Source organism: Ignavibacteria bacterium (genome assembly GCA_015709655.1).
GTDB lineage: Bacteria > Bacteroidota > Ignavibacteria > Kapaibacteriales > Kapaibacteriaceae > OLB6.
On the sequence record CP054181.1, the window covers coordinates 1,993,731 to 2,013,354 of the forward strand.

The window sequence follows — 19,624 nt, forward strand, 5'->3', positions numbered from 1 at the left end:
GATTTGATGCAGCGTGTTTACCCGGATAACAAGGGCATACCCCATAAATAAAACGGCTCTCCTCTGATATCAGAGGAGAGCCGTGTGTAAAATCGGCAGATTGATGGTTACGGGTTATCTGACAACGTTGAGCTTGATGTAGAACGAACCTGCCGGATTGGCAATGATGACGTTGTACACACCCGATGGGACAGGCAAGCCTGCAGCATCACTCAGGTTCCATACGGTAGCAGACTGTGTGGGGTGCAGGGTGGCAACCACGGCACCGTGAGCATCGACGATCGAGATGGTTGATGCGACAGTTTCACCGGTGTTGATGGTAACGCTTCCGCTTGCCGGGTTCGGATAGATGCTCATACCGGCATTCAGGGCGTCCAGAGTAACCGATGATGCTATTTCGCATGTTCCATTGGCGCCGACAGTAGAGTTGCCGCCGGTGCTGGACTTGATGGCAAAGCTGGCAGTGTAGCTACCTACTTCGTGCGGGGTAAACTCGGCACATACTTCCTTGGTGCTACCGGCTGGGACCTCAACGGGCAGCGGAGTAGTGATGCTGAACAGCGAAGCATTGGTACCGCTGACCTGGATATCATCAATGGTAATGTTGGTTGACGAGGTGTTGTTAATGGTGAAGCACTTGATCCGTGTTTCGTTCTTGTCGGCAGTACCAAACTCTACCGTCTGGTCAGTTGTGTACAGCACAACACCGTTGCCGCTGATCGCTGCCGTGCTTGCGCCTTCGGTGGCGGTGGACTGAATGTTCAGTGTGGCGGTGGAGGTGCCAACAAAACTGGGCGTGAATTTGATTTTTACGGTGAGTGACTCACCTTTATTCAGTGTGTTGGCAACCGGAGCGGTAACCACGAAGTCAGCCGCATTGGGACCGCTGAAGCTAAAGCCGTTTACGGTTATCGGTACGTTGCCTGCATTCATGACCAGTGCATCAAAGGTAACTTCGTTGCTGTAGCCAAAGGGTACGTTGCCGGCGTCAAGAGTCGGTGACGAAACGGCGATGGTCGGCACCAGCGAGTTGGGATCGATCACGGTAACGCGTGCAGGACGAGAGTTTACGCTGCCGCAGACGTTGGTGATCACAGCCTGATAGAAACCGGCATCGCTGAGCTTAACGTCGGTCAGTGTGAGTGTGGCCTCGGTTCCCTTGGCCACTTCCTTACCGTTACGGAGCCATACAACTTCCTGTGCACCCTGATTATTTACTGTCAGCGTTACGGTTTCACCAACCTCGGCAATCGCGTCGGCAGGCTGCGAGGTGAGTACCGGTAATGAGTACACCTTCACTTCGGCGACCTTACTGGTTGCAAAAAAGCCGCACATGCTGCTCACCTGCACAGAGTACGAGCCCTGCTGTGCGGGAGTAACATTGTTGAGTTCAAGAGCGTAGTTGTTTGACCGCGGAATCGGAGCCCCTTTAAAGAACCACTGATACTGAAGATCTGCGCCTTCAGAAATCGCGGTAAGGGTAATGTCAGACCCGGCACAAACGTCGGCCGAGGCAGGTTGTTCAGTAATGGTTGGGGCATCATAAACGCCAACATAGACGCGGCCCGAGGTGGCGTCGGCCAGACAGCCGGTTTCAGCCGAACCCGGAACAACTACATACACCCAGTAGAAGCCGTTGTCGCGTTCTGAGATAGCGTCAATTGTTAAATTCTTTTGGTTCTCGCCAAGCATTGGCTTGTCGCCCTTGTACCACTGATAGGCCAGGATGGTGCCTGTGGTATTGGCCGTAAGGGTAACCTTTGCACCGGGACAGTAGGTACCACCAGCGAGTGGCACCGTAAAGCTTGGTTTTACAGGGACAGCAATGGTTGCAACATCACTGGTGTCGGGATCACCGCAGGTACCATTAACAATAACCTGATACAAGCCTTCATTCTCCGAAGATGCACTGGGGATGTTAATGGATGTTCCTGTAGCACCCATGATTGGGGAACCATTTTTATACCACTGGTATCTCAGGGATGTGCCTTCAGCAGCCACGGTGATTATGTGTGAATTGCCCTGGCAAACAGTTTTCGATTGTGGCTCCTGAGTGATTCTGGTTGGAATATCAATCGATACTTTAAACTCATTTGTTTTTGCCTTTGTGCCACAAACATCGATGATGTTAACCATCCACGTTCCCTCGTGGTTTGCCTTTACGGATTGCGCATAGGTTAGGACGGGTTGCAGCGTGGTTGTAACAAGCTCACCATTGCGGTACCATTCAAAGAAAATGTAGCCGTACTCTTCCTTGGTTGCAATCTTCATCGTGAGCGGGTCTCCCTGACACACGGCAATATTCGACGGTTGTGGTTTTACTACCGGCGTAACACACGGGCGTACAACCTTGATTTTTCCGTACCAGTACGGCTGGTTGTAGTCTGGCGGATACGATTGCGCACACCCGCCGTCGGTAGGGACTTCTTTCAGTCGAATGAAATAGTCGCCCGGCTTTAAGTCATTTGGGAGCGTAAGGCGATCATGAAACATTCCATAGTAATCATATTTATATGACCACGGTGGGTTGCTGCTTGTACTTAAATCATCAGCAGTATATGTTTTTATTACCGTCCAGCTTGAACCACCATCGCCCGAAATTTCAAATACAAACGAGGCGTTTTTGGGAAGAAAGGTACCGTAACTGGCATAATAGGAATAGTAGTAAAAGTAAAAATATGGGTCAATTACTCCGCCCGGATAGGTTTGAACCTGACCATCTGAATAAATATACTGGCCCGTCTGGGTGTCAATAAAGTACTGGAAATACGTATATCCCATGTAATTCCAACACGTTTGCGCTTTTGCACCGGTGTGGGTTTGAAGCGCGATGGCAGTAAACACCAACAATGTAGCAAGTGATTTCAACATCGTGTAAACCTTGAATAATGATTACGTGAAAACTTTTTCAATCCGCACAGAGTTTTTCATCCAATGCTGTAGGCGTGCCATACGGAATGCTGGTTGAATTCAGAATTGTACGTGGAGCAACACCGACAATCTGACAGCTTGTACGAAGAAAATCAACCAGTCAAGTGCCCGACAATCTGGCAGGTAGTAAAATAAGTTAGCACCCGAGCCAGACGTAACACAGCTTGAACGTAATATCGTTAGCACCTGAAGCGGGTTTTGGTTACAACGTTTATGAGTAACCAACAAGTGCAGAGTATGCTGCTCATCACTGTGTTTTGTGGTAAGGCTGTTGTTCCCTTACGGTTAATGAAGTTGAGTGAGGTCAAAAAAAGAAGTAAGAAAAAAACATGTCAAGGCAGAAAGAAGAGTATTCACATAGTGTAAGTAGCAATGTTCAGAAATAAAAAAGAACGGCTCTCCTCTGATTTCAGAGGAGAGCCGTGTGTAAAATCGGCAGATTGATGGTTACGGGTTATCTGACAACGTTGAGCTTGATGTAGAACGAACCTGCCGGATTGGCAATGATGACGTTGTACACACCCGATGGGACAGGCAAGCCTGCTGCATCACTCAGGTTCCACACGGTAGCAGACTGTGTTGGGTGCAGGGTGGCAACCACGGCACCGTGTGCATCGACAATCGAGATGGTTGATGCGACAGTTTCACCGGTGTTGATGGTAACGCTTCCGCTTGCCGGGTTCGGATAGATGCTCATACCGGCATTCAGGGCGTCCAGAGTAACCGATGATGCGATTTCGCATGTTCCATTGGCGCCGACGGAAGAGTTTCCGCCGGTGCTGGACTTGATGGCAAAGCTTGCAGTGTAGCTACCTACTTCGTGCGGGGTAAACTCAGCGCATACTTCCTTGGTGGTACCGGCGGGGATGCTAACCGGTAGCGGTGTGGTAACTCGGAACAGCGAAGTATTGGTACCGCTGACCTGGATGTCATCAATGGTAATGTTGGTTGACGAGGTGTTGTTGATGGTGAAGCACTTGATCCGTGTTTCGTTCTTGTCGGCAGTACCAAACTCTACCGTCGGGTCAGTTGTGTACAGCACAACACCGTTGCCGCTGATCGCTGCCGTGCTTTCGCCTTCGGCGGCGGTGGACTGAATGTTCAGTGTGGCGGTGGAGGTGCCAACAAAACTGGGCGTGAATTTAATCTTCACGGTGAGTGACTCACCTTTATTCAGTGTGTTGGCAACCGGAGCGGTGACAACGAAGTCGGCTGCGTTTGGACCGCTGAAACTAAAGCCGTTTACGGTAATCGGCACGTTGCCTGCATTCATGACCAGTGCATCAAAGGTAACTTCGTTGCTGTAGCCAAAGGGTACGTTGCCGGCGTCAAGAGTCGGTGACGAAACAGTGATGGTCGGCACCAGCGAGTTGGGATCGATCACGGTAACGCGTGCAAGACGAGAGTTTACGCTGCCGCAGACGTTGGTGACCACTGCCTGATAGAAACCGGCATCACTGAGCTTGACGTCGGTCAGTGTGAGTGTAGCCTCGGTTCCCTTGGCCACTTCCTTACCGTTACGGAGCCATACAACTTCCTGTGCACCCTGATTATTTACTGTCAGCGTTACGGTTTCACCGACCTCGGCAATTGCGTCGGCGGGCTGCGATGTGAGCACCGGTAATGAGTACACCTTCACTTCGGCGACCTTACTGGTTGCAAAAAAGCCGCACATGCTGCTCACCTGCACCGAGTATGAACCCTGCTGTGCGGGAGTAACATTGTTGAGTTCAAGAGCGAAGTTGTTTGACTGCGGAATCGGAGCCCCTTTAAAGAACCACTGATACTGAAGATCTGCGCCTTCAGACGTAACTGTAAGGGTAATGTCAGATCCGGCACAAACGTCGGCGGAGGCAGGTTGTTCGGTAATGGTTGGTGCATCATATACGCCAACATAGACGCGGCCCGAGGTGGCGTCGGCCAAACAGCCGGTTTCGGCAGATCCGGGAACGACCACGTACACCCAGTAGAAGCCGTTGTCGCGTTCTGAGATATTATCAATCGTTAGTGTTCTCTGATGAGCGCCAAGAATTGATTTATCGCCTTTGTACCACTGGTAGGCCAGGATGTTGCCTGTTGTTTGAGCCGAAAGAGTAGCCTTGCTGCCCGGACAGAAGGTTCCGCCTGCAAGCGGAGTTGTAAACTGCGGTTTAATCGGCACTGCGATGGTGGCTGTCTCGCTGGTGTCGGGGTCACCGCAGGTACCGTTAACGATTACCTGGTACACACCTTCGTTATCGGAAGAGGCGCTGGGGATGTTGATTGTCGGCGTTGTTGCACCCGGCATGGCGGTGCCATCCTTATACCACTGATACTTAAGGTTCGTACCTTCGGCAGTAACGCTGATCGTGTGTGAGTTCCCCTGGCATACCGTACGGTTTTGCGGTTCCTGGGTGATCTTTGTTGGAATATCAATTGCAACCCTAAATTCTTTCGTTTGTGCTTTGGTACCGCAAACGTCAATAATGTTTACGTACCAGGTGCCCTCATGATTTGCCTTTACAGACTGCGGATACGAGAGAGTGGGTTGCAGCGTAGTTGTCATTAGCGAACCGTCGCGATACCATTCAAAAAAGACATATCCGTAATCTTCCTTAGTATCAATCTTCATGGACAGCGGATCACCCTGACATACGGCAATATTTGATGGCTGCGTATTTACAACCGGAGTGACGCACTTGCGTTTGACGGTCAGGTTCCCAATCTGGCCGGAAAATGAGTCAGGCGAGTATCCAATACCACAGCTCCCGTCATCCTTAATGTTTTTCTCGCAGATGCGCAGATAATAGCTTCCGGGCTTCATGGTGGTAGGGATTGTATAGTCAACAAAATGATAGCCATACAGCACACCCCAGTAATAGTACCACGGCGAATTGGAATTACTCTGATTGGTTGTGGTGTAGTACGTGAGTGTATCAACAGATACGGTACGAATGTCCGTCCATGTTGTCTTGTCGTCGGATATCTGAATCTTCCACTCTGTATTCTTGGGCTTACCATAGCTGTTGTAGTAATTCAGGTAGTACATGTAGAACACAGGACGGATTTTATCGCCTTGATAGACAGTGATAGAGTTCCCCAAACCATAATAATAGTTATACGAGGGATCGCCGAAGCCGTTAAAGTACGTATAGCCCTGATAGTTCCAGCACGTCTGAGCTTTAACAGCTGCGCCGGAAATAGCAAGCAAGGTTATAAGAACTAAAGTAGAAAAGAACGATTTCATTCTACCATCCATGAATTGGTTGTTAAAAGTTGTTTGTTTGCCTTGTTTGAGTATTACTATATCTACATCTTGCACAAAATACGATAAAATCTTACCTTGTCAAGACAAAATGCCACTATGTAGTGACATAAAAAGGAAAAAGGTCACCGACCGCTACCTGTGCCCGAGGCGTACTGCCATCCCGTCGGAATTACTGGTACTTGTTATGACACATTTTTGCTGATAAAGGGGCTTTGCCAGCAGCGGTAAATGACTGTGTACCAAAAAAATGCCACAAGGTCTTCTCAGTAATCCAAACCCCTTAAAAAAAACGGCTCCCCGCTATTCGTGAGGAGCCGCATGGTGAAAGGGCGACAAATTACATTTTCAGATTATCTGACAATATAGAGCGTCATGAAGTACGAGCCTGTCAAATTGGCAATGATAATGGTGTATGATCCCGACGGCAACGTTTGACCTGACGAAGTTGTCAGGTCCCATGCAGTAACTGACTGCGTTGGATGAAGAGTGGCTACAACAATGCCCTGGGCATCCACAATGGTGATGGTAGAGGCTATCGTTTCACCAGTGTTGATGGTGACGTTTCCATTTACCGGATTCGGGTAGATGCTCATACCGTCATTCAGGGCGTCCAGAGTAACCGATGATGCGATTTCGCATGTTCCATTGGCGCCGACGGAAGAGTTGCCGCCGGTGCTGGACTTGATGGCAAAGCTGGCAGTGTAGCTACCTACTTCGTGCGGGGTAAACTCAGCGCATACTTCCTTGGTGGTACCGGCGGGGATGCTAACCGGTAGCGGTGTGGTAACTCGGAACAGCGAAGCATTGGTACCGCTGACCTGGATGTCATCAATGGTAATGTTGGTTGACGAGGTGTTGTTAATGGTGAAGCACTTGATCCGTGTTTCATTCTTGTCGGCAGTACCAAACTCTACCGTCTGGTCAGTTGTGTACTGCACAACACCACTGCCACTGATTTCAACACTGCTTTCGCCATCGGTGGCGGTGGACTGGATGTTCAGTGTGGCGGTGGAGGCGCCCACTGAGCTTGGCGTGAATTTGATTTTTACGGTGAGTGACTCGCCTTTATTCAGTGTGTTGGCAACCGGAGCGGTGACAACGAAGTCTGTGGCGTTGGGACCGCTGAAGCTTAAGCCGTTTACTGTAATCGGTACGTTGCCTGCATTCATGACCAGTGCATCGAAGGTAATTTCATTGCTGTAGCCAAAGGGTACGTTGCCGGCGTCAAGGGTAGGTGACGAAACAGCGATGGTCGGTACCAGCGAGTTGGGGTCGATCACGGTAACGCGTGCCAGACGAGAGTTTATGCTGCCGCAGACGTTGGTGATCACAGCCTGATAGAAACCGGCATCACTGAGCTTAACGTCTGTCAGTGTGAGTGTGGCTTCTGTTCCCTTGGCCACTTCCTTACCGTTACGGAGCCATACAACTTCCTGTGCACCCTGATTGTTTACTGTCAGCGTTACGGTTTCACCAACCTCGGCAATCGCGTCGGCAGGCTGCGAGGTGAGTACCGGTAGCGAGTACACATTCACTTCGGCAACCTTACTGGTTGTAAAGAAGCCGCACATGCTGCTCACCTGCACCGAGTATGAACCCTGCTGTGCGGGAGTAATGTTGTTGAGCTCTAGAGCGTAGTTGTTTGACTGCGGAATCGGAGCCCCTTTAAAGAACCACTGATACTGAAGATCTGCACCTTCAGCATTTACGGTAAGAGTAATGTCGGACCCTTCACAAACGTTGGCGGAGGTAGGTTGTTCGGTAATGGTTGGTGCATCATAAACGCCAACATAGACGCGGCCCGAGGTAGCGTCGGCCAAACAGCCGGTTTCGGCAGATCCGGGAACGACCACGTACACCCAGTAGAAGCCATTGTCGTGTTCTGAGATATTATCAATTGTTAGTGTTCTCTGATTAGCGCCAAGAATTGGCTGATCGCCCTTGTACCACTGATAGGCCAGGATATTGCCTGTTGTTTGCGCCGAGAGAGTAGCCTTGCTGCCCGGACAGAAAGTTCCACCGGCAAGCGGAGTTGTAAACTGCGGTTTAATCGGAACTGCGATAGTGGCTGTCTCGCTTGTGTCCGGGTCACCGCAGGTACCGTTAACGATTACCTGGTACACACCTTCGTTATCGGAAGAGGCACTGGGGATGTTTATTGTCGGCGTTGTTGCACCCGGCATGGCGGTGCCATCCTTATACCACTGATACGTAAGGTTCGTGCCTTCGGCAGAAACGCTGATCGTGTGTGAATTTCCCTGGCACACCGTTCGGTTTTGCGGTTCCTGGGTGATTTTGGTTGGAATATCGATTGTAACCTTGAATTCGTTCGTTTGTGCCTTTGTACCACATACGTCAATAATGTTTACGTACCAGGTGCCTTCATGATTTTCTTTTGACGATTCGGGGAATGACAGCGTCGGAGCCAGCGTGGTGGTTACGAGTGTACCATTGCGGTACCATTCAAAAAAGATGTAACCGTACTCTTCCTTAGTTGCGATTTTCATTGTGAGCGGATCGCCCTGACAAATAGAAATGTTCGACGGCTGCGGACTAATTACCGGAGTAACACACGGACGTTTCACCGTCATCTTACCATAGGTATAGGTGTTGGGTGCATTCGACACACCACAGCCGCTGGATTTTTCTTCACGTCCACGTACAACGTAATCACCTGGAGCCAGGTTGGTTGGCAGGGTAATTTTGTCGTAAAAGTAACCGTAATAGGTGGATCGGGTGTACCACGGCGGATTGGTTCTGTTGTTTAGGTCATCATATTCCCAGGTTTTTAAAACCTTCCAGGTAACACCATCATCCTTTGAAATTTCAAAATGCCATTTGGAATCCTTCGGAGGGAACTGGTTCCCGTTGTTCCTATAGTAGGTGTAGGCATACAGGTACATGTGTGGCTGGATTACATCTCCGGGAAGAACTACTAACGGAGTACCATTGTAATAGTACAGGCGGTTGCCGGTTTTGGTGTCAACAAAATAGTTGAAGTAAAAACTGGCTTGCCGGTCCCAACAGGTTTGCGAATACACTTTTGATCCAACCGTACTCCACAAAAGCAGAACTATAAAAATAGTTAAAAGATGTTTCATTAAATTACCCTTTCGTGTGAAACTGAAAGCAGATAGTGAGGCGCCACAATGGCATATAATTCAATGATTGAGCGACAAAATAGCAGATATTGTTTATGCAATGCAAGTCAAATTGTTAGTTATTCTGAAAATATGCAGAATCTGTTTGCGTAAAAACGCCATAATAGCATGCAATAGCTCAATATGACACTGCTTGTGAGGGTTACGTATTTTTACTGACATTTCAGGACGTTGTGAAGAACACCGTATAAAGCTGTACTTTTAAATCGGTATTTGAAAATGCCACAATTCAGATAACAGCATGAGAACAAACCATACAAGTGGGCCGACAGATGATTTTATCGAAGGGCTTCGGCAACGTTTTGCATTACATCCGGAAAGGCACACTGAGATTGCGTGGTCAGATGTTAGAACAATGCTTATAGAAACGCCGGAGGTACTGAACGCGGTGTATGGTATGGAAATAACAGGTGGCGAGCCTGATGTTGTAGTGCTTGACAGTTTGCAGCAGCAAATAATACTGTGCGATTGTTCCGCTGAATCGCCTGTTCAGCGCAGAAGTTTATGTTACGATGATCCTGCATTGCAGGCCAGGAAGACCAATAAACCGGCAGGGAGCGCAGAGGGCATGGCCCAGAGGATGGGGATTGAGTTACTTACTGAATCAATGTATTTGTCACTGCAACACCTGGGTCCGTTTGATACCAAAACCTCAAGCTGGATTCAAACGCCACCTGAGATGAGAGTACGGGGAGGAGCACTTTTCGGTGCCTGCCGGTTCGGCAGGATATTCTTTTATCACAACTCCGCCGAGTCGTATTACGCGGGTCGCGGATTTCGAGGCTTTGTCCGCCTGCGTGGATAATTGCCGGTTGCTGGATCAGTAAAGTCTGGTCGATGAATTAAAAAAAAGCAATATTCTTTGTATGATGATACTCAAATCCGGTGGCTGTTTGATCGTTGGTTTGTTTATCTGCTGTGTGTATAGGGCAGCGGGACAGGCGGTGATCGAGCTACCTGTGGACCCTGCTACGAAACAGGTTCCGTACACTCTGCGGGGTCATAATACAGAAGCCTCAAATGAAGCGGTGTGGTACATTTCACCGTCGGCTACAGAGGTGATCAGCCGTCTTAGACCCGGTGTTTTCAGATGGCCCGGTGGAAATACTGCAAACAACTACGACTGGAAGGCGCATGTAAAGGACAATCGCCGGTTAACCATTGCCGTGTTGCAGCAGGTGTCAGCCAGGTACGGTACACAGCCTCAAATCGTTGTCAACTATGGCACCGGATCCGCTGCTGATGCTGCCGAACTTGTCCGATTCTGTAACAGCACATCTGACTGGTACCGGCAACAGCGAGAGAAGATGCTGTTAGGCGACTCGACCCGGCTGGATGTACAGATGTGGGAAATTGGCAACGAAAATGCCTATGCCTGGGCGTTTGCTCGTACCAGGAAAACATCTTCTACCGTAGCGGAGAGCCGTCCCGACATCTCACCAGGAAAAGTATTGACAGCCTGTACTACTACGGTGGCTCGTTTGATCGTAGCGGTTGGGTACGGGTTGTTGGCGGACTGGATAAGATCACGGCTGTTTTGGGTGACGTGAAATTGTATCAGCATCCGGTAACCGGAGATACCATTCGTGTCAAATATCCAAAACTCGATACTAAAAATCGGGATGGTATCCACGTATATCATACACCGAACTTCGACCGCAACTGGGCTAACGTAACCGCATCAATGCAGCAGTTGTACGATTCGATTTCGCAGCCGCATAATAAATTGGAGTTGAGTGACTTTACGTTTACTGATTCGGTCGTAATTATTCACCCGGAAGTTCCCATTGAAGGGGGCTCTGTTATCCTGATCGAATACAAGTCGGTTGGACATGACGGTGCATTTGCTTTCAGGGACTCCATTAAAGCTGCTGACCCGAATGTGATGGTTGGCTATAACGTTGATGTGGAGAATCTGGAAACGGATGCCACGTTCAGGCTGGACTTCGCCCGGCATCCGCCTGACTTCATGATCAAGCATCCGTACCCGTCCGTTACGGTTCAGGCTGCTTACAAGGGTTTACGTACCGAGGCAGTTTTTCAGGCGGAGCGTACAGCTACAAACCTGGTTCAGGAACAAGTCCGGTGGGATGGACGGCAAATTGCATGACAACTTCCGGACAAGGTAGGGATAGGAGTAACAGAATGGAATAGCGCCCTGTGTGATGAGTGTACGGCGAATCATCCGATACGCGGCATTGTTAGCGGTGTCTATGTGGCGAGTTTCTGGGCCAACATGATTGCCAGACATCTTGAGGATTCTATCCGGCTGGCAGCCCTGAACCATTTTGCCCTCGTGGCAACCGGAAACAACTTTATTCACCTGTTCCATACCAAGGCTGCAGGTCTTCGTCATACGCCGGGTGTTGAGGGCGTAGCTGCCACAATGGTTATGGAAACCATCGGAACACAGTTTTTCCCTGTACATATCGAAAACGCCCCTGTAGTAACGGTGTTCACAAATGCACCTGCTGACACGGCACAGATCCCGGCGCTCGAAGCCTGGGGGGGCGTGGGGGACGGAGATACGGTGAACCTGCTGGTTATTAATCGTGATGACAATAAAACAAATACCATTACAGTTCGGGTTCCTGCATCGTGGGGAGCACGCACGGCTGAGGTGAAAACATTGTTCGGTTCTGCCGATAGTTCGGATTTCTATACTGACTCGATCCCGTTTACGATCGCTGGCGATGTTATTACAATTAACCTCCCCGTCCTGTCGGTTACCACAATACGAATTCCCCGGCTGAAGGGAACCGGGATTGCGGTGACCGACGGTGAGCCGGAAGCCGGCATGGCTATTCTGCCCAATCCCGCATTGAACGCAATAGCTATTACGGGCAGCCGTGACCTGAACGAAGACGTCTTGCGGATCGTAACTGTGTACGGCGACTGTGTGCAGACGGTACGTACCCCGAAGCTTTCTGCCAACGAAAAGTTTTTCATTGACCTTACAGTCCTTCCCTCCGGATTTTATTTGGCAGAATGGGAAGTGTCCGGTACCTGTTTCTCAAAAAAAATGGTGGTGCTTAAGTAAGCACCACCATGGATTTGTATTCAATCCGTGTTGTTCTGGATGAGTTGTATCGGCAACACCTGCTTACCGAAGCAGGATACCGCCAACCGTTGCAAATGTACCTGCAAAAACCAGAGAGATGATAGCCATCAGCTTGATAAGAATGTTTAGTGACGGACCCGACGTATCTTTAAACGGATCGCCAACGGTGTCACCAACAACGGCAGCTTTGTGAGTATCGCTCCCTTTGCCACCATGAACGCCGGTCTCAATGTACTTCTTGGCATTATCCCAGGCGCCGCCGCTGTTTGCCATCGAAACGGCAAGCATTACGCCTACAACCAATGCGCCGATAAGCACACCGGCAAGCATTTGCGGACCAAACAGAAAGCCGATAATGAGTGGCGTTAAGATCACGAGTAAACCGGGAGCAATCATTTCACGAATTGATGCCTTGGTGCTGATGTCAACGCACTTTGCGTACTCGGCGCGGGCCTTGCCTTCCATCAGACCCGGTATGGTTCTAAACTGACGGCGAACCTCTTCAATCATATCAAAAGCAGCCTTGCCAACGCTCTTCATCGTCATTGCCGAGAATGCGAAGGGCAGCGCACCGCCTACCAGCAGACCGGCAAGAACATTGGGGTCGGTGATGCTCAGGTCAAGAGTTTTGCCCTGTGTGGCAAGTACGCCCTGAGCACGAGTAAGGAAGGCGCCGGTCAATGCCAGTGAGGTAAGAGCAGCAGAGCCAATTGCAAACCCCTTGCCGATGGCTGCGGTTGTATTACCCGCAGCGTCCAGTGCATCGGTGCGCTTACGAATGTCCTTACCCATTTCGGCCATCTCGGCAATCCCGCCTGCATTATCGGAGGTCGGACCGTAAGCGTCGATTGTTAGCCCCACAGCAATCGTTCCCAGCATTCCGATTGCCGTTAAGGCAATACCGTACATGCCGGCGGCAACGTAGCCTACAACAACACTGGCAGCAATCAGAAGCATTGGGAGCACCGCACTGTTGTATCCAAGAGCTAACCCGTAAATAATGTTAGTTGCCGCTCCGGTTTTTGACGCATCGGCTACTTCACGTACCGGCTTGTAGGCGTGCGAGGTATAAAACTCTGTGATAAGGCCAATGAGCAAACCGGCAATGAGACCGGCAGCCAGTGCGGTAAATACACCGACGGCGTTAACCGAAATTGTCCCGATCATAAAGCTTTCCGATCCAAAGGCCCACTGTGTAACCGGCCACAGTGCAGCAAGCATCAGGACGGTAGAAATAATCAGAGCGCTCTTCAGAGCGCCCTCTACCTTGTCTTCATGTTTCACATTCACAAAGAACAGCGATATTAAGCTGGCAACAATGCCAACAGCATTCACCATCATCGGAAACAGGAGTATTCCCAGGTTTTGCGATGTCTCGGGAGTAGCTGCATAGGCTGCTGCGCCAATCACCAATGCAGCGCATGTGCTCTCGGCAACACTGCCAAACAGGTCGGCACCCATACCTGCGATATCGCCTACATTGTCACCAACGTTATCGGCAATAACAGCCGGGTTTCGCGGATCATCTTCCGGAATTCCGGCTTCAACCTTACCTACAAGGTCGGCTCCAACATCGGCCGCCTTGGTGTAGATACCGCCGCCAACCCGGCCAAACAAAGCCACCGACGAGCCGCCAAGACCAAATCCAGACAGGATTTCCATTTGAATTTCTCTGGTAATCGAATCTGACAGCGGCATCAGCACGTCGATACCAAGATACACCAGCAGCAAGCCAAGAACGGCCAGTCCGGTTAGACCAAAGCCCATTACGGCCCCGCTCTCAAACGCAACCCTGAAGGCCTTTGTTATGGAAAGTCGGGCTGCCGACGCAGTACGGACGTTTCCCTTGGTGGCGATCTTCATGCCAATGTAACCGCTTACGACAGACGTGGCTGAACCAATGAGGAACGATAAGGCAGTGTACATCCCATGGTCAACAGTAAACCATATTAACACCGCAAACAACAGCATGAAAATTGCCATTACCCTGTACTCACGTCCCAGGAATGCCATAGCCCCTTCCGCAATGGCATCGGATATTTCTTTCAGCCTGCTTACTTCTTCGGCCGAAGCAGCGCCGTCTTCAATGCGTACGGCTAAAACACGTTGACGGAAAACAATGGCAACCAGCAGAGCCAGTACACCAATTCCAGCGATGATACCAATAAACATGGGTTGTTCCTGTTGATTTATTATCCAGATACTTTGTTGTTTCGAATAAGTAAGCGTACTTTTGCGGTTCTAATACGGACTCTTAGCTCAGTTGGTTAGAGCGCTACGTTGACATCGTAGAGGTCACAGGTTCGAATCCCGTAGAGTCCACACTCGTCCCACAAGGCAACAAAGATAGGAGTTTACCTATCGTCTGCGACGTCTGCCATCCTTTTTCCGGTTGGTTTGCCCTGTGTTCCCAGCCTATTTACATCAAACGCGTCACCAATGCAGGGGGCTGACCTACCGTGACGGCAGTGCGCCACCTGTCCGCAGAGCTCAAATAAAAAAAGCCGGACTATTCCTGACGGACGGTCCGGCTTCGGCGTTGATTACTCATTGTTACTTAGCTGCAGACATTTCTGCCAGGGTTAGGCTTTTGGGGCGTACGATTGGCAGATTCATCATGCGATTTGTAATCATCTGACTGCACAGGCCAATGGCGCGGCTAACACCAAACATCACGGTATAGAAGTCAAATTCAGTCATCCCGTACGAATACAGCAGAGATCCGCTGTAGGCATCTACGTTTGGCCAGGGATTCTTAGCCTTGCCGTGCTCCTGCAGAACGCCGGGAACTACAGTAAAGATTCGCTGAACGATCTGAACGTTATCATCGGTGATATTATGTTTTTTTGCAAACTCATGAAATGCCGTAAAGCGTGGATCGGTTACGCGCAGAACAGCGTGACCGTAACCGGGTATTACCTGCCCGCTATTCAAACGCTCCCATGCGAATTCCCTGATTTGGTCTTCCGATGGAACACCACCAAATTTTTCCTTCACGCCAATGATAAACCGTAAACACTCCTGATTCGCCAGTCCGTGCAATGGTCCTGCCAGACCGCACAGGGCAGCACTGACGGAGTAGAACGGATCGCTTAAGGCGCTGCTGACAACGTAGCCGGTGAAGGCGCTTACGTTGCCTCCCTCGTGATCACTGTGTAGAACCAGGTATAGTCGTACCAGCTCCTTCCACGAGGCTGCATCGCTGATGCCAAGCATGTGGGCAAAGTTGTTACTCATGTCATTATCATTCTGCAAGGGGGCTATCACATCACCCTTATTGAAGCGGATACGGTAAATGGCAGCCGCAATGCCGGGCATCGAGGCAATAAGCCGGACGGCATCGTTCAGTGAGTACTTCCACAAGTCATCCTTCCCGGTGCCTGCATCGTAGGCTGCCCGGAATTCACTTTCACGCTCCATTGCAAGCAGTGCGGTGCTGAACATTGCCATCGGGTGAGAGTCAGCCGGCATTGCTTTTAGCACATTAACAACATACTGCGGTATTGCATAGTATTTGGCAAAGTGACCCTGCAATTCAGAGATCTCGGAGGCCGTAGCCCGCCGGCCTGTAACCAGTAGCCAGAATGTTTCTTCCGGTGTGATGTTGGTAAGATCCAAAACCGGAATGCCCCGGATTCGCAAACCTTCGTCAGCCGAAACACTGGAGGTTTCGCAGGGCAGCGCCGGCGTACCCCGCATGCCTCCAAATACGTGTCCGGGTGTTACCGTGGAAAGCACTGCATCGGCATTGTGTGACAGCAGTTCTGCTTTACGCTTACGCAACTGAATGGCTTCTTCGTTTAACGCATTTTGTAGTATACTCATGGTGTTTCTCCGGTATGGTCGTTCATTAGGGCGTGCAAAACTACGACGCAGGAAATTGAGAGGAGTAGAATTTGTGCAACAACTCGTATTTTCCGAGTTCTTATGAGCAAAATCAAAGTTGTTCTCCTGCACGAATACCGTACCAGGGTTCGGAGTAAATGGTTCATTATCTCAACCCTTCTCGGTCCTGTTGGCATTGCAGTGATGATTGCGATCCCTGTTGTTATGACGCTGCTGATGGGTGACGGAGCTATCGGAAAGGTTGCCGTTATAGATTCAACGGGAACGATCGGCCCCCTGGTTGTAGCGTCAGATACCTCACGGTATGTGGCGGCGGGTAATCTTTCGGCAGCCGAGCTTCAAACAAAGGTAGCTGCTGAAGAGCTTCAGGCCTATGTGGTTGTTCCGCCAGATGTGCTGGATTCGGGAAGTTTGACGTTGTATTCAAGAGGGGGCTTGGGCGTGTCGTTCGAGGGGAGGGTGAAGGCCGACTTTCAGCCAGTTGTCGTCCGTGCTCGTCTGCAAAGGGCAGGTACCGACACAACGGTGATTTCGCTGGTTGAAAAAGAGGTGTCACTGTCATCTCTCAAGCTTACCGATGGCGGTATTGAGAAGGATAGCTCGATGGTGTCGGGTGCTCTGGGTTATCTGGCAGGGTTTGCAATGTATATGCTGATCCTGCTGTACGGAACACTGGTAATGCGCGGTGTTGTTGAAGAGAAGTCCAACCGGATAATCGAGGTGCTTGCATCGTCGGTACGGCCATACGATCTGCTTCTGGGCAAGGTTGTGGGTATTGGTTTGGTGGGACTCACCCAGGTGGTTGCCTGGATTGTTCTGGGTTCACTGGTTGTTGTTGGAATTTCGTCGCTCGCTGGTGGTGGTTTTGATATGCAGTCTGCGGCATTGCAGATGTCAGAAAGCCAGCAGATGATGGGGTCTGCTCCGCAACCGTTCATGATTGGCGATGTTGCGGTGCCGGCAATCAACGTTGGCGTTCTGTTGCTTCTGGTGTTCTACTTTCTGGCCGGATACTTTATCTACGCAACCATGTATGCTGCGGTTGGTTCGGCAGTGGACCAGGAGTCGGATGCTCAGTCCCTTACGTTGCCAATTACGCTTCCGATTATACTGACGATTATGTTTGTTGGGAATGTGGTTTCTGCACCGAATTCTGTTACGTCAGTGATCCTTTCACTGATCCCGATTTTTACGCCGATCCTTATGACGGTGCGTGTGGCAGCTACCGATGTTCCGTGGTGGCAGGTGTCGTTGTCAGTGATTCTGTGCATCGGTACCTTTATGGGTGCCGTGTGGGTTGCCGCAAGAATATACCGGATTGGCATCCTGTCATACGGCAAGAAACCAAGTATGAAGCAGATTGTCCGCTGGTTGTTTGTACGCTAACTGTCCGCTGGAGTAGGGCAGTAGTGCTGTAGGTGCAGTGTTGGACCGGTTATCGAGAGATTATCAGTGGGGTGGTAAACGTTACGCCCGTTTCTGATACGGTTTGCATTGTAAACATTCCGGGTACAAGCGTCTGCAGGTTGAACACATGGTACGAGGTTCCGTCAGGTACCGGTAACTGCATGCAGAGAACTCCATCAACGTCAAAAATGTTAATATAACGGGCTTGAATATTTTCCAGCCGGACCGATACGATGTTGTCGGCCGGGTTTGGGTAAACATGAATTCGCTCTGCGGCAGACTGGGTTGTGAGCGATGTAGTGGTTGACGAAACTTCTACAAGGCTCCGGCACTTTGTGCCGTTGTTGATGCTGAACTGATCCGGACTGAATACAGGCAGCACCAGTGAATCTGACTGCATAATGATTACAGTATCAGCAAGGTTGCCACTGCCGGGACTGCGGTACACAAGGTTTAGCGGAAGAGTGGTAAAAATCGGCCAGGTGGGATTTGTGCTCTTCTGTGTCTGCCGGATGATAGCTTTCCAGTTACCGGCGGTGCTGACGAATTCTACCGAGAGTTTGGGCCATCCAATACCAAATACCCACTCGTCAAAGAAGGGCTGCACCATGCTGCCCAGGGCAGGTGTAAGTGCTTCTATCATGTTGGTGGTGGTTGCAACGCCAAAGCGGTGGTCGTCCAGATACCGTTGCAGTGCTGCAAAGAATGCTTTATCTCCGGCAAGCGTTCGAGCCATTGCAAGCACGATAGCACCTTTACGGTAGATGGTCTCCGGGTAATTGCTCGAGGGTGGAGTTCTGGGAAAATTGTAGAGTGGCAGTGTGCCTTCCTGACGTGCAACGCGGGTGCGGTAGCGTGTGGCACCTTCAGCATGAGTGGTCAGATAGATGTCCGGTCCAAGCAGGTGCTCAATCCAGAGTGACTCACAAAATGTTGCAAAGGCTTCCGTCAGCCATACATGCGTAAAGTCTAACGGCGTAACAAGATCGCCCCACCACTGGTGTGCCAGCTCGTGAGCTGCCGTAGTGTTGATTGTGTCTCGCAGCTTTACCAGCGATACCGGGAAACTTACCAGTGACTGGTGCTCCATAGCCCCTTTCTGAGTATTAACATAGCCGACCTTGGCCATTGGATAGGCACCAAAGGTGTTGCTAAAAAGGGTTGTCATTTCCGGGAGGAGTTTATATGACTGCTCAGAGGCAGCGAGATCTCGTGCCAGGCTGTACACTTCAATGTCTGGTGTACCACGTTTGGTAAGAACAAGTCTTTTAAAGGGGCCGGCAGCAAACGTCAGCAAATATGTTGCGCATGGTTCATTCTGCTCCCACACAAACTCCGAAAGCGTATCGCCGAAGTTTTCTTCGTGCACAAGTTTGCCTACTGAAACAACGCATAATCCGCCTTCCCATGGTGCAGCACCTGTTGGCTGACGTATCCGGAATGTTCCCCGAAACGTAGCCTTATCAGAAGGGTGGTCGTAGCATGGCATCCAGTAGGCTGTGTTGCTAACGTACGGACTGTTAAATCCTACACCGAGTGTGTAGAGAACACTGTCGGCATAATGAACTCCACCCCACGGCATGGCACCGTGCTCGTTCTGCATCTGTCCGTGGTAATACACGGTAAGGCTGGTCGTGATGTCTGTAACAACGTCATGTTCAAGAGGAACGCGGTAGTGGAAGGTATCCAGTACAGGTTCGCCATGCTGAACATAGTCAATACGCTTACCATTAACAAGGACGGAGTCAATGGTGAGCTCATGAAGGTGAAGCGGAATTGATGGCTGTGCTGTACTCTGCGTCCAGCGCAACTGTATCGTGCATTCAGCACTGATGCGTGCAGTGGGTAAGCTATCAATAAATGCATTCAGCTCGTAATGCTCGATATCGAAGGGCTGCTGCACATAGTGGGTTGGACCCGAGATGGGGGGCATCTGTGCACTGACTAATGCAGTCAGTATCAGAAAGAGGG

General features: G+C 50.3%; 11 protein-coding genes and 1 tRNA gene. 6 read left to right on the forward strand and 6 right to left on the reverse strand.

Annotated features, from left to right (window positions below; all coding sequences use genetic code 11):
• Positions 1–114: 114 nt before the first annotated feature.
• The 3 genes from HRU79_08050 to HRU79_08060 form a co-directional block, all read right to left on the reverse strand.
• A complete protein-coding gene (locus HRU79_08050) occupies positions 115–2,871 on the reverse strand; it encodes an immunoglobulin domain-containing protein (protein ID QOJ26600.1) in 2,757 nt (918 codons plus the stop codon).
• 514 nt (positions 2,872–3,385) lie between these two features.
• Positions 3,386–6,157, reverse strand: coding sequence for an immunoglobulin domain-containing protein (locus HRU79_08055; protein QOJ26601.1), 2,772 nt, complete (start codon positions 6,155–6,157; stop codon positions 3,386–3,388).
• Between the two features lie 371 nt (positions 6,158–6,528).
• Entirely contained in the window at positions 6,529–9,279 is a 2,751-nt protein-coding gene (locus HRU79_08060) for an immunoglobulin domain-containing protein (GenBank protein QOJ26602.1), read from the reverse strand.
• 301 nt (positions 9,280–9,580) lie between these two features.
• On the opposite strand from HRU79_08060, the gene HRU79_08065 reads away from it, so the two are divergent.
• From HRU79_08065 to HRU79_08080, 4 genes are all read left to right on the forward strand, one after another.
• Positions 9,581–10,144: a DUF4256 domain-containing protein gene (locus HRU79_08065; protein ID QOJ26603.1), complete on the forward strand. Its 564-nt coding sequence runs from the start codon at positions 9,581–9,583 to the stop codon at positions 10,142–10,144.
• A gap of 61 nt (positions 10,145–10,205) precedes the next feature.
• Entirely contained in the window at positions 10,206–10,889 is a 684-nt protein-coding gene (locus HRU79_08070; GenBank protein QOJ26604.1) for a hypothetical protein, read from the forward strand.
• Positions 10,886–11,449, forward strand: a complete 564-nt coding sequence (locus HRU79_08075; protein QOJ26605.1) for a hypothetical protein — start codon at positions 10,886–10,888, stop codon at positions 11,447–11,449. The genes HRU79_08070 and HRU79_08075 overlap by 4 nt, the downstream gene beginning before the upstream one ends.
• Before the next feature lie 126 nt (positions 11,450–11,575).
• The gene (locus HRU79_08080) at positions 11,576–12,379 is read left to right on the forward strand and encodes a hypothetical protein (protein QOJ26606.1); all 804 of its coding nucleotides are present in this window, start codon (positions 11,576–11,578) and stop codon (positions 12,377–12,379) included.
• A 63-nt stretch (positions 12,380–12,442) separates the two neighbouring features.
• Here the strand turns inward: HRU79_08080 and HRU79_08085 are convergent, their stop codons facing one another.
• Positions 12,443–14,572: a V-type H(+)-translocating pyrophosphatase gene (locus HRU79_08085; protein QOJ26607.1), complete on the reverse strand. Its 2,130-nt coding sequence runs from the start codon at positions 14,570–14,572 to the stop codon at positions 12,443–12,445.
• A 76-nt stretch (positions 14,573–14,648) separates the two neighbouring features.
• On the opposite strand from HRU79_08085, the gene HRU79_08090 reads away from it, so the two are divergent.
• Positions 14,649–14,722: transfer RNA gene (locus tag HRU79_08090), tRNA-Val, on the forward strand.
• A gap of 231 nt (positions 14,723–14,953) precedes the next feature.
• Here the strand turns inward: HRU79_08090 and HRU79_08095 are convergent.
• Positions 14,954–16,225: a citrate (Si)-synthase gene (locus HRU79_08095; GenBank protein QOJ26608.1), complete on the reverse strand. Its 1,272-nt coding sequence runs from the start codon at positions 16,223–16,225 to the stop codon at positions 14,954–14,956.
• Between the two features lie 102 nt (positions 16,226–16,327).
• Here HRU79_08095 and HRU79_08100 point away from each other — a divergent pair, with 102 nt between their 5' ends.
• Complete coding sequence (locus HRU79_08100; protein QOJ26609.1) at positions 16,328–17,632, forward strand: ABC transporter permease; 1,305 nt, start codon at positions 16,328–16,330, stop codon at positions 17,630–17,632.
• 49 nt (positions 17,633–17,681) lie between these two features.
• On the opposite strand, the gene HRU79_08105 is transcribed toward HRU79_08100, so the two are convergent.
• On the reverse strand, positions 17,682–19,586 hold the full coding sequence (locus HRU79_08105; protein QOJ26610.1) for a T9SS type A sorting domain-containing protein: 1,905 nt from the start codon (positions 19,584–19,586) through the stop codon (positions 17,682–17,684).
• Between the last annotated feature and the right edge of the window lie 38 nt (positions 19,587–19,624).

Bases quoted from the DNA above. Each gene is read 5' to 3' on its own strand.
- HRU79_08105 (QOJ26610.1), bottom strand. From the start codon at position 19,586: ATGCCCCCCATCTCGGGTCCAACCCACTATGTGCAGCAGCCCTTCGAT.
- HRU79_08085 (QOJ26607.1), bottom strand. From the start codon at position 14,572: ATGTTTATTGGTATCATCGCTGGAATTGGTGTACTGGCTCTGCTGGTT.
- HRU79_08070 (QOJ26604.1), top strand. From the start codon at position 10,206: ATGATGATACTCAAATCCGGTGGCTGTTTGATCGTTGGTTTGTTTATC.
- HRU79_08095 (QOJ26608.1), bottom strand. From the start codon at position 16,225: ATGAGTATACTACAAAATGCGTTAAACGAAGAAGCCATTCAGTTGCGT.
- HRU79_08050 (QOJ26600.1), bottom strand. From the start codon at position 2,871: ATGTTGAAATCACTTGCTACATTGTTGGTGTTTACTGCCATCGCGCTT.
- HRU79_08065 (QOJ26603.1), top strand. From the start codon at position 9,581: ATGAGAACAAACCATACAAGTGGGCCGACAGATGATTTTATCGAAGGG.
- HRU79_08080 (QOJ26606.1), top strand. From the start codon at position 11,576: ATGATTGCCAGACATCTTGAGGATTCTATCCGGCTGGCAGCCCTGAAC.
- HRU79_08055 (QOJ26601.1), bottom strand. From the start codon at position 6,157: ATGAAATCGTTCTTTTCTACTTTAGTTCTTATAACCTTGCTTGCTATT.
- HRU79_08060 (QOJ26602.1), bottom strand. From the start codon at position 9,279: ATGAAACATCTTTTAACTATTTTTATAGTTCTGCTTTTGTGGAGTACG.
- HRU79_08100 (QOJ26609.1), top strand. From the start codon at position 16,328: ATGAGCAAAATCAAAGTTGTTCTCCTGCACGAATACCGTACCAGGGTT.